The sequence below is a fragment of the Pseudidiomarina xizangensis genome (assembly GCF_052541995.1).
In genome coordinates this window covers 151,121-166,304 of the sequence record NZ_JBOBQA010000003.1, presented here as the reverse complement: position 1 = coordinate 166,304, position 15,184 = coordinate 151,121, and the positions used below count along the sequence as shown (strand labels likewise).

The 15,184-nt window shown below is 49.2% G+C and carries 13 protein-coding genes; 7 read left to right on the top strand and 6 right to left on the bottom strand.

Annotated elements, in window-relative coordinates; translation table 11 throughout:
• Positions 1 to 13: 13 nt before the first annotated feature.
• A complete protein-coding gene (locus ACQ5ES_RS09225) occupies positions 14 to 259 on the bottom strand; it encodes a PAS domain-containing protein (protein WP_445016102.1) in 246 nt (81 codons plus the stop codon).
• Between the two features lie 109 nt (positions 260 to 368).
• Between ACQ5ES_RS09225 and ACQ5ES_RS09220 the strand changes: the two genes are divergently transcribed.
• From ACQ5ES_RS09220 to ACQ5ES_RS09210, 3 genes are read left to right on the top strand one after another with little or no spacing between them, the layout of a single operon-like run.
• The gene (locus ACQ5ES_RS09220) at positions 369 to 1,847 is read left to right on the top strand and encodes a flavin-containing monooxygenase (protein ID WP_445016100.1); all 1,479 of its coding nucleotides are present in this window, start codon (positions 369 to 371) and stop codon (positions 1,845 to 1,847) included.
• Positions 1,844 to 2,782 carry an alpha/beta fold hydrolase gene (locus ACQ5ES_RS09215; RefSeq protein ID WP_445016098.1) on the top strand — a complete coding sequence of 313 codons (939 nt, stop codon included), beginning with the start codon at positions 1,844 to 1,846 and terminating at the stop codon, positions 2,780 to 2,782. Before ACQ5ES_RS09220 ends, ACQ5ES_RS09215 begins: the two co-directional genes overlap by 4 nt.
• Positions 2,779 to 3,873, top strand: coding sequence for an SMP-30/gluconolactonase/LRE family protein (locus ACQ5ES_RS09210; protein ID WP_445016096.1), 1,095 nt, complete (start codon positions 2,779 to 2,781; stop codon positions 3,871 to 3,873). The genes ACQ5ES_RS09215 and ACQ5ES_RS09210 overlap by 4 nt, the downstream gene beginning before the upstream one ends.
• Here the strand turns inward: ACQ5ES_RS09210 and mscL are convergent.
• On the bottom strand, positions 3,870 to 4,331 hold the full coding sequence (gene mscL / locus ACQ5ES_RS09205; RefSeq protein ID WP_445016094.1) for a large-conductance mechanosensitive channel protein MscL: 462 nt from the start codon (positions 4,329 to 4,331) through the stop codon (positions 3,870 to 3,872). The genes ACQ5ES_RS09210 and mscL overlap by 4 nt on opposite strands.
• Positions 4,332 to 4,502: 171 nt before the next feature.
• On the opposite strand from mscL, the gene ACQ5ES_RS09200 reads away from it, so the two are divergent.
• Complete coding sequence (locus ACQ5ES_RS09200; RefSeq protein WP_445016092.1) at positions 4,503 to 5,627, top strand: alanine racemase; 1,125 nt, start codon at positions 4,503 to 4,505, stop codon at positions 5,625 to 5,627.
• An 18-nt stretch (positions 5,628 to 5,645) separates the two neighbouring features.
• Here ACQ5ES_RS09200 and ACQ5ES_RS09195 read toward each other — a convergent pair whose 3' ends face one another.
• From ACQ5ES_RS09195 to ACQ5ES_RS09185, 3 genes are read right to left on the bottom strand one after another with little or no spacing between them, the layout of a single operon-like run.
• Positions 5,646 to 6,110, bottom strand: coding sequence for a DUF4440 domain-containing protein (locus ACQ5ES_RS09195; protein ID WP_445016090.1), 465 nt, complete (start codon positions 6,108 to 6,110; stop codon positions 5,646 to 5,648).
• Between the two features lie 11 nt (positions 6,111 to 6,121).
• Positions 6,122 to 6,715, bottom strand: coding sequence for an LOG family protein (locus ACQ5ES_RS09190; RefSeq protein WP_445016088.1), 594 nt, complete (start codon positions 6,713 to 6,715; stop codon positions 6,122 to 6,124).
• A 13-nt stretch (positions 6,716 to 6,728) separates the two neighbouring features.
• Complete coding sequence (locus ACQ5ES_RS09185; RefSeq protein ID WP_445016086.1) at positions 6,729 to 8,195, bottom strand: M24 family metallopeptidase; 1,467 nt, start codon at positions 8,193 to 8,195, stop codon at positions 6,729 to 6,731.
• 137 nt (positions 8,196 to 8,332) lie between these two features.
• Here ACQ5ES_RS09185 and ACQ5ES_RS09180 point away from each other — a divergent pair, with 137 nt between their 5' ends.
• From ACQ5ES_RS09180 to ACQ5ES_RS09170, 3 genes are all read left to right on the top strand, one after another.
• The gene (locus ACQ5ES_RS09180; protein WP_445016084.1) at positions 8,333 to 8,896 is read left to right on the top strand and encodes a biliverdin-producing heme oxygenase; all 564 of its coding nucleotides are present in this window, start codon (positions 8,333 to 8,335) and stop codon (positions 8,894 to 8,896) included.
• A gap of 22 nt (positions 8,897 to 8,918) precedes the next feature.
• Complete coding sequence (locus ACQ5ES_RS09175) at positions 8,919 to 10,160, top strand: APC family permease (protein WP_445016082.1); 1,242 nt, start codon at positions 8,919 to 8,921, stop codon at positions 10,158 to 10,160.
• Between the two features lie 72 nt (positions 10,161 to 10,232).
• Positions 10,233 to 12,899 (top strand): EAL domain-containing protein, encoded by a 2,667-nt coding sequence (locus tag ACQ5ES_RS09170; protein ID WP_445016080.1) that lies wholly within the window; start codon positions 10,233 to 10,235, stop codon positions 12,897 to 12,899.
• Positions 12,900 to 12,941: 42 nt separating this feature from the next.
• Here the strand turns inward: ACQ5ES_RS09170 and ACQ5ES_RS09165 are convergent, their stop codons facing one another.
• A complete protein-coding gene (locus ACQ5ES_RS09165; protein WP_445016078.1) occupies positions 12,942 to 15,077 on the bottom strand; it encodes a TonB-dependent receptor family protein in 2,136 nt (711 codons plus the stop codon).
• Positions 15,078 to 15,184 lie beyond the last annotated feature (107 nt).

Genomic DNA, 15,184 nt, shown 5'->3' with positions numbered 1-15,184 from the left:
AAAATTATCAAGATCAATCAGCGAACATCCAGCCCACCGCCTGGCGCACGTCGTCGCACATTTCTTCAGGAATGATGAGTTCGAATAAGCTGCGCCCGAGAGCTTCCTCGGGTGAATACCCGTAGATTTTTTCTGACGCCGCATTCCAGTATATAACTGTGCCGTCGGCTCGATAGCCTTGAATAGACATAGCCTGAGTGTCGTCACACAGTTTGCGGAAGCGTGCTTGGTTGATGTTTTGCGGACTTCTTTTGGGCATACATTTGCAACTATAGAAGAATGTTAAAAATCTCTACAACTGTAGAATATGATTGATAAAACCGTTAATTTATCAACTGTACTTTTAAATCAAAGACAGGCGCAACTCCGTGGTAACGAAACAGCATTATGACGTCATCATAATAGGAACCGGCTTCGGTGGCCAATCTGCGGCTTTGCGCTTAAAAAAACGTGGTATTGATAATTTCATTATGCTCGAACGGCGCGATTTTATGGGCGGTACCTGGTGCCAGAATTCATATCCGGGCGCCCAAGTCGATGTGCAATCCCCACTTTATTCGTTAGCAAGTGAGCCGTATCCTTGGTCGCAAATGTTCGCTGAGCAACCCGAGCTTGAGGCCTATACCCACCATGTTCTAAGCAAGCACCAGCTGGCAAATAAGGTGCGACTGCGTTGCACGGTTACTGAGCTACGTTGGTTGCCGGACCGTGTTTGCTGGCAGATTACAACCAACCAGGAAACCTTTTTTGCGCATTCAGTTATCAGTGCTCAAGGACCGTTAAGTAACCCAATTATTCCCGATTTCCCAGCTCGTGAACAGTATCAAGGAAAGAGCTTTCATACCAATCATTGGGATCATAGCTTCGATTATACTAATAAACGCGTTGCCATTATTGGCAGTGGTGCGAGTGCAGCACAGGTGATTGCAGCGATAGCCGATAAAGTTGCGGAGCTGCATGTGTTTCAACGCACGCCGCACTGGGTGATGCCGCGGCCGGATCGGAAATTTGCACCTTGGTTTCAGCGGTTGCTGGGAAATAGCTTTTTTTATCAACTGTTACGGAAATCAATTTATTGGGCACTGGAATGGCGCGTACTGGCTTTTAAATATTCCAAAACATTGATGAAATTAATAGCTGAACGTCAAGCTAAAAAGCACCTGCGCAGCCAAATTTCTGATCCAGAGCTACGCCGTAAGTTGACGCCTGACTACATGATTGGCTGCAAACGTATTATTGTCTCGAATACACTTTATCCGGCACTGGTGCGTGACAATGTCTCCTTGCATGATAAAGACGATGGCATTGCTGGTTTCACCGAGCAAGGGATCAGAACCACCCAAGGCGCTGAACTAAACCTCGACTTAGTGATTTATTCAACCGGATTTAAAGCCACTGATGGCGCGCTAGGGTTCAATGTTATCGGTCGCGATGAGCGACGCCTAGATGAAGTTTGGGAGGACTACCCACGTGCTTATTTGGGGACCACAATGCCAGGTTTCCCAAATTTGTTTTTAGTTACTGGGCCGAATACTGGTATCGGTCATACATCGGCTATTTTCGTGATTGAGTCGCAAATGTACTACATCATGGGTGCGCTTGAAGAGCTGCGCCGCCGTAATAAAGCTTCTATTGAAGTGACCGCCGAAGCCGAGCAAGCCTACACCGACATGATTCACCAAGAAATGGCAAAAACCGTATGGCAAAGTGGCGGTTGCGAGAGTTGGTACAAGAGTAAGAGTGGTAAGGTGACCGCAATGTTTCCGGGGTTTAGTTTTGTCTATCGGCTGCTAGCGCAACGGTTCAAACCTGCCCATCATCGATTTAGTGACGGAGAGCAGGCATGAAAAAATTTCTGATAACGCTGGCGATAATTATTGCAGTGCTGTGGGGTGCGACCTGGCATCCAGCGACGGGACAGTGGGTGTATCAAGCAACGAATCGGCTTGAAGCTATGTTTTATGGTTTTGAAAAAACGGCGGTGCCGGTAGGCGACCTTACCTTTTCTGTTTATCGGCGAGAGGGTACAGAGGCTGCGGCCCCGACGTTGGTGTTATTGCACGGCTACACCGCCTCAAAAGAACTTTGGTTGCGCTTTGCCAATCAACTTGATGATCGCTACCCTATTTTGATACCTGATCTCGCCGGGCACGGTGAAACTGGCTTTGATCCACAATGGAGTTACCGCCCCAGTGCACAAGCCTCTGGACTGGAGCGTTTGTTAACGACCTTGGCGATTAACAAGGCCGTAATGATCGGGAATTCAATGGGGGGGTTGATCGCTGCTAATTTCGCTTTGGCCTTCCCCCAACGTACCCAGGCTTTGGTTGTGATCGATCCAGCCGGCCTGACCAGCCCGATACAAAGTCGGGCCGAGTCGCTAGTGCAACAAGGGCAATCGCCGTTTGAAATCGAATCATGGGAGGATTTCCAGGAGTTCTACGCTATGACGATGGCAGAACCGCCCTATGTTCCAGAGTTTGTGTTGCGTGGTATGGCGGCGCGTTATCAAGAACGTAAGGCGCAGTTTGTGCAAATTGCCGAAGATTTTCGTAATTTTGATCAACTCGATGGGCGACTTGAACAACTGACCATGCCCACATTAGTCATTTGGGGTAGTGCTGATCAATTATTGGATGTCAGTAGTGCGGCGCTTTGGCAGCGACAGTTACCGAATAGCGATTTAAAAATTTTTGCGGGCGTCGGTCATATGCCAATGGTTGAACGCCCCGCGCAAACCGCGGCAGGTGTTCAAGAGTTTCTGCAAGGGATACAGCAATGAGTAAGAGATCTGAAGCTAAATCCGTGGTACGGCAATCGATAGGACTGGTGGCAGTGTTGTTGTTGGCCTACTTGTTGCTATGGCCGGTCAGCATTGATCCCCGTTCCTGGAATGCTCCCCGCGACCGCGGCTATGTTGGCGCCTACACAGCGAACACAGAGTTGCAGCAACTTAAGCACGTTAACTTACCTAGTTCGGTGGGGCCGGAAGATATTGCAATTGATGCCCAAGGTCGACCTGTCTTTGGTGTTCTAAGCGGCGATATTTTGCGCTTAGAGATCGATGGAAGTTTCACCACGTTGACCACTACGGGTGGTCGTCCTCTTGGTTTGGAGTTCGATGATCAAGGTGGCCTTTGGATTGCAGATGCGTATCAAGGCTTGATGCATTGGTCGCCAGCAACGGGATTGGAGTTATTGGTCACTGAAGTTGACGGAGTGACGGTGCGTTACGCCGATGATGTTGATGTTGCTGCGGATGGTACGGTGTATTTTTCGGACGCATCAACGCAATTTGCTGCCGATGGTGTGGGAACGTACGCTGCGAGCTTACTCGATATCATGGAACACTCGGGTAACGGCAGATTGTTGGCATTCGAACCAACAAGTGGTCGTACTTATACTGTCCAAGGTGGACTGCACTTCGCTAACGGCGTCGCTGTGAGCCATGATCAGCAGTGGGTTTTAGTGGTCGAAACGGGAAGTTATCGGATATTAAAAATTGGTATCGGTAACGACAATAACGGGGAAGTTTATACCCTGTTGGAGAACTTGCCGGGTTTTCCAGATAACATCAATGATGCTCCGGATGGTAAGTTTTGGATTGGCTTGGTGAGCCCTCGTAGTACGGTACTCGATGAGCTATCGAACTATCCTTTGTTACGCAAAATAGTGCAACGCTTGCCGAGTTTTATGCGACCTAATGCCCAGCGTTATAGTCATCTTATTGCCATTGATATTAACGGTAATGTGCGCCAGAACTTGCAAGACCCAGCAGGAGGTTTCGCCCAAGTTACCGGCGCTGCTGAGACGGCAGATAAGCTTTATCTCAGCAGCTTGCACGAAGATGCAATTGCGATTCTCGAACGTTAACCGTTTTCCGCAGCATTGAGTTCTGAGGTGCAACTGGGGCAGCGCGTCGCTTTTAATGGAATAGTAGAAAAGCAGTAGCCACATGATTTGGTGTTGACCGCTGCAGGCTGTTCTTTGGCTTTCAAGTTATTCATGCCTTTAACTACTAAAAACAGCGCAAAAGCGACAATGATGAAACTAATAGTGTTGGTGATGAATAAACCGTAATTCATGGTTACGGCGCCAGCAGCTTGAGCGTCCGCGAGGGCGACATAGGGACCAGGGGTTTCTACTCCTGTTTTTAGAACCCAAAACATATTATTGAAATCAACCCCGCCGAGTAGCAAACCGATGGGTGGCATGAGAATGTCAGCAACAAAGCTTTTGACGATAGTGCTGAAAGCCCCGCCAATAATAATCCCCACAGCCATATCGACCACGTTGCCCTTGAGGGCAAATTTCTTGAATTCGTTCAGCATAATTGGTCTCTCGTGAAAACGCCGCAAGCCCATTGATTGCGGACAGGTAGTTTTTTATAACTTATCTGGCGAGGAAGATAAACCTAGCGTCTAATTTCGAACCAGTACTTGTCGCTTTTGCTTTGCTCTTTCATAATGAGGGCTACGCAACTTGAACAAGGCGCAAACGTCATGACTAACCTAGCGGATTTGACGACCCCTTATCTCCTGCTCGCTCCGGATAAAATGCGAGCCAACATTGCCCGATTACAGTCGCATATGTCGACCTTAGGTATACCCTTGCGACCCCATGTGAAAACGGCAAAATCGATTGATATCGTCCGGCAGCTCTTCCCTACTGGGAAGGGACCAATTACCGTATCGACGTTAAAAGAAGCCGAGTACTTTGCTGAACATGGCTTTACAGATATGACGTATGCCGTAGGTATCAGTCCAGATAAATTACTGCGGGTAGCACGTCTGAACCAAAGTGGTGTGCGATTGAGTGTGCTACTCGATAGCAAAGCTCAAGCAGAGGCGGTGGTGAGTTTCGCCAAACGTGACAGCTTTAACATACCCGCGCTGATTGAAATTGATTGTGATGGTGAACGCGCAGGCCTGCAACGTGGTGACAAGAAAATCGTCGAGATTGCCCGTATCTTGCATGAGAATAAGCAATTTTCGGGTATTTTAATGCATGCAGGGGGTTCTTATCATTGTCCAGATAAAGCTGCGAAGGAAGCCGCCGCAGAACATGAACGTGAGACCGCAGTGGCTGTTCGTGATGACTTACTTGCCGCTGGTCTACCGTGCGATGTGGTTAGTGTTGGATCCACCCCTACAGCTCATTTTGCCAAAGACCTGAGCGGCGTGACCGAGGTACGTGCTGGGGTTTACGTGTTCCATGATCTGGTTATGGCAGGTATTCATGTGTGTAGCCCAGATGACATAGCGATTAGTGTGGTTGCGACGGTCATAGGGCATCGACCTGATAAAGGTTGGATCATGACCGACGCTGGCTGGATGGCACTTTCGCGTGACCGCGGCACCGCCCAACAAGAGCTCGATCAAGGTTATGGGTTGGTGTGCGCGATGGACGGCACACCTTATACCGATTTGATTGTCTCCAGCACTAGTCAGGAGCATGGTGTATTGAGTGTGCGTAAAGGCAGTAAAGCCAAGCTGCCCAAACTTGAAATAGGCAGCAAGGTTCGAATTTTACCTAACCATGCCTGTGCTACAGCGAGTCAATTCGCTGGTTATGTCGTGCCTGATGGTGATGAATTGGTGTACTGGCCGCGCATCAACGGTTGGTAACCACAGACTTACATCAGCTTAATCTACGACTGGCGCACTGCGTGTGGCGTTCCAGTTCACCGCTTGCCAGCCATCGCGACGATTGACCAGAACCCCGGTATTGAGAAAGGTCTCACGCGATTGGTCGGCAACTTGCGTCGAAACCAAGGTGAAATTGACAATGATGGCGTCTCCGAATGACTTGAGCTCAACGTCTTCTGCAGTGTACCAAGCTGTTACTTCACCTTCAGCTGTCGCTTCTGTAGCGACTAAACTGTGCATCAGTTCAGATTTTCCATAACGGGTTCCACGTGAACTGGTATAAGTCAGCTCGGGGGCCCAAAATTTGTCGTGGGCTTGCACGTCGTTAATGGACGCGCCGTAAAGAAAAGCGTCAATTGCCGCGACAACCTGCTGTGCTTCGGTGTCGCTAATTGGCCGTGCTTGCTGTGCAACAGTAGAGCTGCTGAAAACAAGTAACAAAGTAAACAAAAGAGTACGCATGATAAGTTCTCCTAGGTTTCGTTGGCGGAAATCCATTTGGGTTGTTGGGGCGCTTCATAATTTTCCATGAGTGCGAGCAGTTGTTCTGGTTCATCGTGGCTAATGAGCAGGTGGCGATGCTCGGCGCGGATGAAACCTTGCGAGGTCGCATTTTCCAGAAAGCTGATTAAACCTTCGTAATAGCCATCGACATTTAGCACCGCGCAGCTTTTCTGGTGCAAACCGAGTTGCGCCCAGGTGAGCATCTCAAACAATTCCTCGAGGGTGCCCATACCACCAGGCATGGCAATGAAGCCGTCGGCGAGTTCAGCCATTTTCGCTTTGCGCGCGTGCATCGACGGCACGACATGCAATTCTGTCAGGCCTTCGTGAGCCAGTTCTTTGTCGACTAATGCTTGCGGTATCACGCCAATTACGCGGCCTCCCTGAGCGAGTACGCGATCGGCAATGATGCCCATTAAGCCAACACTGGAGCCGCCGTAGACCAGTGCTATGTTGGCTGCTGTCAGAGTATCTGCTAACTGCATTGCGGCATCTTGGTAGACTGGACTAAAGCCTGAATTCGCACCACAGTAAACGCAAATAGTGGATAATTTTTTTGACATTACAAGACTCCGTTTAACGAATGACATGCCACTTAGTTTGGCGCCCAGCCAGGTATATCACCTGTTCACCATCAAAAAATGCGCTTTGTTCAAGCATGATTTGCACGTTTTTCCCGTCCCACATTTTTAAAGGCACTTTTACGTTCCCTTCGATGGCATAAGCTGTATTGGCATAAACCGGCCAATTGCCCCGGATAGGGGTCGGTCCTTGGTTGTCCCACATACCGATGGTGGGCCCTGGTGCGTGGCCATAAAACCCAAGTGGATGCGTGTAAGTACTCGACATCAAGCTAGCTGCGGCGCTTTTGGCGATAGTGGCTGCAAGGAGTTCATTTCCGGTGCGACCGGTTTTGAAGGCAGCAGTGAGATGGTCTTGCCATTGATTGCCATGTGCCAGAGCGTTTTGCAATTCCGCCGGGACCTGGCTGGCGCCAAATGGCAGCACGTAAGCCATTTCTTGCGTGTCGGTGCATAGTTTTAGATAGCAAATGCCGACATCAGTATGAATCACATCGCCGCGTTGGATGGTCTGACCGGTCTGACCGCAAAAAGGCTGGTCATCAGCACAGCCGTTACCTGCCCGTTGCAGCGTTACGTAAGGCATAAACCAGATCGGCAGTTGCAATTCAGCGAACCGATCGCGAATGAACCAGGCAACGTCTTCGGTAGTGGTTACGCCGGGAGTAATGACTCTATTACTGAAAGCCTCGGCAATAACGCCACGTGCGAGGCCGACCACCTGAGGATAGACCTCGATTTCCTGCGCGCTGCGCGTTTCGACCCACCTTACCACCAGCTGCTCCGCTGAGACTAAGCGCTGCTTAAACCTGGTCGGCAACACCTCATGTAAACGCTGCTGTAGCCCGTGGGTAAGCCCGTCAGCGACAGGCCAGTCGCGCGACACGTTGATACCGATACGCGCCGGATCTTTTTGCGCAATAAGTTCAGCTAACGCGCGCCATTGATCGTCAAGATTGCCGCCGGACCAAACCGAGTCATAAGGTTCGCCTAGCGGGTAGCGATTCACCGACAGCTGTTCAACGTCACCATTTGCGGTGCGGTAAAACACCAACATAGTGGTGCGACGGGCGGCAAAGGTCGGTTGAGGTACTAAAGTGTAGTAGACCGGATCTTCTGCGTATTCACGATTGATCACCAGCCACATGTCGAGGTCAGTCTCGGCCATCAGCTTAGGTAAGAGGTTTTTTATTCGCTGATTGAGCATGGCGTTTTCTGGTGCAATACGTGCTTTGTGACTGAGTACTGAGAATTCATCAGCGCTGTTGATGACGCGACCCTGACTAAATTCACCGGCGCTCAGGTGTGGCGAACTGACACCTATTAAAGTAATGGTTAACAAGGTTTTAATTATCGCATGCATAGTTATTTCCATGGTCGTTTGGTTGGCAACGCAGTGACCAACCAAGCTCAATTTATGTTTCGATAGTAGCCAGCTTTGCCCGGTTTGCGCAACGAACAATTAACTATCCTGCGTTGATTTGTCCAGTTATTTGGTTGGGTGCACGTTGCACGACGAACTCAGTGGTCAAGCAGAGCGATGACAGCGCACCAGACCTTGGGTACACTGGATGTATGGAATTCAGGAAGCCTCAGGTTATGCATAATCTTTTATCAGCGTTGCGCTCCGGCACCCGTGATGCACATCATCAACTCGACCATCACCCAGTACTGGCGCAACTGTTGGACTCTGATCTGTCAGTTACTCGCTATGCTGAGGTTTTGTCCATGCTTTACCCGGCTCATGTTGGGCTGGAGCAGATGTTGATAGGCTACTGGTGTGAAGCGCCGGTAAGTTATGAATTGCTGCCTCGGGAATCGCTACTTTACCAGGACTTGCTGCAACTTGGTCGTCGCCCTGAGGCCCCGCGGCGTTGGCCAGCACCGCAAAGTTTTTCGGCGGCGATTGGCGCTACCTATGTGATTGAAGGGTCCCGACTCGGTGGTGTCATGCTAGCCCGGCGCATTCATCGCCAACTAGCGGATGCACCTTGCAGCTTTTTTGCCGAAGACGGCGCCAAACATTGGTCAGGTTTCCAAAACTTTGTGGTGCAACACCAAGAAATGATTGACGAGGGTGAGGCAGTTGCTGGCGCAAAGAGCTGCTTCGCTGGTTATGAAACGGCAATAAACCAAGGCTACGCTGCACCTGTCGAAAGCTAATCTTTATTGAAGGAGAAGCCCATTGAATTCATCCAGGCTATTACGTTCTACATCGTTACCTGGCGCTATCATGCTGGGTTTAGGCTCAATTGTCGGTACCGGCGCCTTTGTCAGCCTTGGTTTTGGTTATGCGCTGGCCGGCGATATGTTGCTGGTGGCGATTTTGCTGGCGGCATTTGTCGCCTTGTGTAACGGTTTGTCGAGCGCTCAGCTAGCCGCGGTTCATCCGGTAAGTGGGGGGACTTACGAGTATGGTTATGAATTCCTCAATCATGATTTAGGCTTTATTGCAGGCTGGTTTTTTATCTGCGCTAAGAGTGCGTCAGCAGCGGCCGCGGCGCTGGCCAGCGCCTGGCTCATGAACCACTATTTGCACTGGCCGGAGCCCGCCGTAATTGGTTTAGCCGTAGCATTGCTATTGGGTATTACCGCTTTAGTTTTAGCCGGTTTAAAACGCTCTAATCAAGTGAATGCGGTTTTAGTTAGCTTGGCAATTCTCAGTCTAATGGTATTTGTGGTTTGGTCAGCACAGCAGCCGCAGGCCTTGCTGCCAGCAGCAACCCGCGAACCTGTAGCTGGCAGCGATATTTTCGCTGCTTCCGCACTCCTATTTGTTGCTTACACCGGTTATGGACGCATTGCCACTATGGGTGAAGAGGTGCGTAGCCCGCGGCGGACCATCCCGCGCGCCATCGTCGCCACTGTGTTCCTTGTTACCTTACTGTACTGTGCGGTGGGTTGGGCGCTAGTGCGCTTGCGCCCGATACAGGTCGGGGAAGACTTTATTCTAACTCAGTTGATACCGTCGGGTTGGGTGCACAACATGGTTTTCATCGGTGCAATTTTCGCAATGCTTGGCGTGGCGCTGAACTTAGTTTTGGGAGTATCGCGCGTGGTTCTCGCCATGGCGCGCCGGCGTGACTTGCCATTGGCTTGGTCGAGGTTGAATATAGCCAACACTTCAGCTCCGGCGGCAACCCTTGTCACCGTCGCGATAATGATCTTTATTGCGCTGTTTGGCGGTATAAAGTTGGCTTGGACATTTAGTGCATTTACTGTTCTTATTTATTACAGCATTACCAATTTGGCCGCACTGAGAGTTAAAACTGCACAACGTTTTATTGCCAAAGTCTGGTCTGTACTTGGCTTAGTTGGTTGTTTAGGATTAGCCTTTATGGTTGATTTTGAGGTAATTAGTGTAGGTATCATAGTTTTGGTTATCGGTCTTATCTGGCACCGATACCGCTTCACAAAAACCTATTGATAGGGGGGCAATTTCTGGACATACTCTTCGTGTGGGTACTGATTACCCAAACCGCAACTGAAAGGATAGCCGGTGACGATTGGACAACTTGAGTGGCAGCACCAGTTTCTGGTTTACGGGCTGTTACTTGCACTTTTTTTCATCGCGATAGGCTGGTGGATCGGCCATCGTGAGCGTGTGCGTCTGTCTCGTCTGGTTGATGCTAAATTTCGCACCTTAGCTTCTCTGGCCCAAAATAAACCGCTCGAAGACAAGCTCACGGATATCAGTGCCTTGATCGAGGGACAAATTGTCGACGCTATGTGCTCGGTCATGCTGGTGGACCCGCGAAAAGGTGTACTCAATGCCACAGGTACTCTACGTTTGCCGAAAGCGTTGGCGGAAGAGCTGCAAGGATTACCCATCGCTGATGGTGTAGGTGGCTGTGGTACCGCGGCGTATCGCAGAGTTCCGGTGGTGGTTGATGACATGACCAAAGACTCGCGCTTCGATAGCTTCACCAAACTTATTGAAGCCTATAATCTACGCGCCTGCTGGTCGTATCCGGTGATGTCGCCAACCCACAAAAACGTGATAGGCACTTTTGCCGTCTATTTTACTAAGCCACGTAAACCCACCTTAAGAGAGTTGGATCTCATTGAACGCAGTCGCGATCTAGTGGCCTTGGTGATCGACCAACATAACGATCGGGTGCAGCGTGAGCGCAGTGAGCAACATAATCGTTCACTGTTCAGCTACAACCCAGAGGCCGTGTTTACTGTTGATCGCGATGGTAATTTTACGAGCTTGAACCGTGCCGGTTCAGATTTGATCGGTTTTGAAGAGTTAGAAGTACTCGGTCAGCATTATGAGTTAGTCATTCCTGAGTTCGAGCGGGCAAAAACGCGTACGCGTTTCAACGCAGCTCTTGCGGGCAAGCCACAGCGTTATGAAATAAAAATTTATGATCGCAGCGGTACCTTGCACGATCTTGATATTACTAATATGCCTATTGTGATTGATGGTGAAATCACCGGTGTGCATGGTATTGCCAAGGATGTCACCGCGGCACGTCGCAACGAGTCACAGTTGGCGTTGTTGGAGCGAAGTGTTGAATCAAGCACTAATGGGTTGATTATTTGCGAAGCTAATAAGTCAGGATTCCCAATTATTTATGTAAACCCAGCGTTTAGAGAGATGACCGGTTTTCATGACGATGAAGAGCTTTTAGGGCGAAACTGCAAGTTCCTCCAGGGACCGGATACTGATCCTGAAACTGTACAAAAAATTCGCGACGGACTCAGCACCCGCAGCGAAGTCCGCGTGACTATTCTTAATTACCGCAAAGACGGCACGCCATTTTGGAACGACTTAATTATTTCACCGGTACGTGACAAGGGTGAGAAAGTCACGCATTTTATCGGCTTACAAAGTGATATCACGGAACGTGTTGAGCGTGAGGGAGAGTTGGAGTTTCTCGCCAAACATGATGTATTGACGCGCCTACCTAACCGTAATGCGTTAGAAGATCGGTTGGCTAAATGTTTGGCGCAGAGGCAAACGGGTGAAGAAGGCCAAGTCGCAGTACTCTTTATCGATTTAGATGGCTTCAAGCCTATTAATGACAGCTTAGGGCACGCGGTCGGCGACCGTATCTTAGTCGAAACAGCACGCAGACTGGAGCAACAGATGGCTCCCGATGACTTGCTAGCACGGTTTGGCGGTGATGAGTTTGTTGCTGTGGTGAACAGTATGGAAGGTCGAGAAGCTATAGGTCAGCTAGCACTAAAGTTACTGGAACAGTTCCACCAGCCTTATCGCTTTGATGAATTAGAAGTCTCACTTTCGGCAACCATTGGTATTGCTGACAACCGTACCTTTTTTACTCATTCAGTCGAGTTAATTCAACGTGCCGATGTTGCCATGTATGAGGCCAAGCGGCGCGGCGGGAGTTCGTTTCATTGGTACAGTGCTGATTTAGATGCGGGCATGCAGCATCAGATTGAATTGCGTACGCAGTTACAGGAAGCGATTCATGCCGAACAATTTGAACTGTTTTATCAACCCATAGTGGATGAGAAAGGGCAACCTCGGAGCGTCGAAGCTTTGATTCGTTGGCGGCACCCTGAAAAGGGTTATATTTCTCCTGGCGAATTTATCTCTTTGGCTGAAGCTACTGGGCAAATAATAGCTATTTCGGATTGGGTGTTCAGGCAAGCCTGCAAGGATACGAAAACTCTGCTAGATGCAGGTATCGAAAACATCAGCATCAATTTCTCGCCGCTACAGTTTTACCGTGATGATTTTATCGAAAACGTGAACGATATAATGAGCGAGTTTGCGATTCAGCCGGGACAATTGGTGGTGGAAATTACAGAGAATGTCTTTATGCGTGACAGTAAAAAGATGGTTGCGCTATTGCACGAGTTACGTGAGCTCGGCTTAGGTATTTCGATCGATGACTTTGGTACTGGCTTCGCTAGTTTGAGTTATTTGAATCAGCTGCCAGTAGATGTTTTGAAGATCGATCAATCATTTATTCATAATGTCGACAGTACTCGCCGCAATTCAGCCATTACTCGTGGTGTGCTTGCAATTACCAGCGAACTCGGTATTAAAACCGTTGCTGAAGGCGTGGAAACTGAAGCGGAGCGCGCCTACGTGGTCAACCATGGCTGTAATTTAATGCAAGGGTATCTGTTTTGCTATCCTAAGCCCTTGACTGAAGCTTTAGCCTGGATAAAAAAACAGCAAGCATAGTTAAACTATGCTTGCTGTGCCTTTTATTTCATGCAGAAGTGTTTAGAAACGATAATCAAAACCTACTGAAACAGTTTGCGGCTTGTTTGGCCGTGCACCATAAGGCAGTCGCGAAATGATAACTTGCTCATCAAACACATTGTCGACCTTCAAGAATACTGTGGTTTGCTCCGACAACGGGTAACGGCTGACCCAATCAAGAGTCATCAGTGACTCGGTGACCATAAGTTGGTCGTGTTGCCGCTCGCAGCCGACGCTCACACAGGTGTCATCCATGTACTTAAGGATGAAATGATTGTCCCAGCCATTGTCATGCAAGAAACCAATACGCGCACTAAAGATATGCTCTGGAATATCGGCTAGGTTATCGCCCTTCCGTACCCCAGTAGTGGCGTTATCTTCGCTAATTTCAGCACTGGTATAGGTGTAATTGAAACTTGCAGGAATGGTTACAGCACCTTGCTGCCAGGTTTGCCCCAGTTGAACTTCCAGTCCCTGAACCAAAGCTTCACCAGTAACGAAACTACCTGAAGTTGCGCCATTGCTACATGGGCTGGCGACTGAACAGCTTTCTGCCTGATTATTAAAGTCGCTACGGAACATAATAGCTTCGGCAAAAAAGTTGGCGTGGTTGTAACGTGCACCAAACTCGAAGTTAGTACTGGTTTCCGGCTCGTCAGTTTCTTTCGCACCGCCACCTAATGGCGCAAAGCCACGATGAACACCCGCTAACACCTGCACCTGCTGGTTGATGTCGTAGGTGAAGGAAACTCCAGGCAACCACTCTTGCGCATTACTACTGCGGAAACTTGGGTCATCGCTGCGGTCAGTGTTGGCAAACTGTTTGCGATAGGTATCAACATCTTCATAGCGTAGGGTTGCTTCGACTTTTAATGCGGCTGTAGCTTGCCAGGTATCTGCCAGCCAAAGGGCATTGGCGTCAGCACCTTCCAGCCGATTGTTACCACCGGTAGGCTGAATCATGTCCTGGTAGACCAAACTACCATTAATTTGGTCGTAAACTTCGACCGGTTGGAAGCGATCCATACGGTCACTGTGGTCACGCGCACCAAATTCAAGTTCATGGTCACCGAGCAAAGCAGCCAAGCGCAGCTCGACACCATAAGATTCGTAGGCACGGTTGTTATGCTTGTAGTTTAAGCCGCTATAATCCTGTTCACCATGCAATACTGCTATAGCCTCGACATCGCCCGCATTGGCGGCATCGATAAGTCCGCCAGGACTGCCTTTAAACCAATCGCGCTTATATTCATTGCGATAGGCAACAGCGGTTAAATTAAGGTTATCCGTCAATGTGGCATCGTAAGTTAAAGTGAATCCGGAATGCTGATTATCCATTTGATCAATCGCGGTTAGGCCATAGCGACGATTTTTATTCTCGGCGAAATCTTGCTCGGTGAGACCGGCGTAGGTTTCGTTAGACACTTGTTCAGAATATTGTAACTTTGCCGTCAAGCTTTGGTTGACCCCAGACCAGCGTAACTTAACTAAATAATCTTCGATGTCGTGACCAGCATCGCGGTCGCTTCGGTCGATGGTTTTAAAACCATCTGAGTCACGCTGCACCGTGTCGATAAGCCAGCCAAAAGAGCCGACTGTACCACCGTAGTAAGCATGAATATCACGACTGTTGTTCTCACCCATGCTTAAGGTAACCTGGCCTTGCGGCTGCTTTGGGATGGGGGTGGTCAGAAGGTTAATAACACCGCCCGTGGTTTGTGGACCATAGCGCAGTAAAGGCGCACCTTTTAGCACCTCGATGCTGTGCATACGGTAAGCTTCAGGAAAGTAATAAGCTGCTGGATTTGAATAAGGTGCTGGGGCAATCATAACCCCGTCTTCAAGCAAAGTGATTTTGCTTGAACGACCACCAGCCGCGGCACGAATACCGATATTCGGACGTAAGCCTTGGCCGTCTTCTTCACGAATATAAACACCAGGAACGGTTTTTAAGAGTTGGTTGATATCGGCGTTTACTTCGACATCTAATTGCTCAGGTGCAATAACAGCTCCTGAGCCTGCAACGGTTTTGGCATCGGCTTTAGAGCCAATAATTTGGATAACTTCCGTGCCATCTGGCGCGGTGTTCTCTGCTGCAACGGCGGTTGTACTTGTTAGCGCTACCGCAAGAGCGCTAGCAATCATCGAATAACGCATGTTTCCCCCAAAATGAAAGTGTCTTTTGTAAGCGGGGGAGATTATAAATACAAACCATTCGCATTTGCAATAGCAAATGCGAGTTATTCCTATTTAGGTAGTAAGTT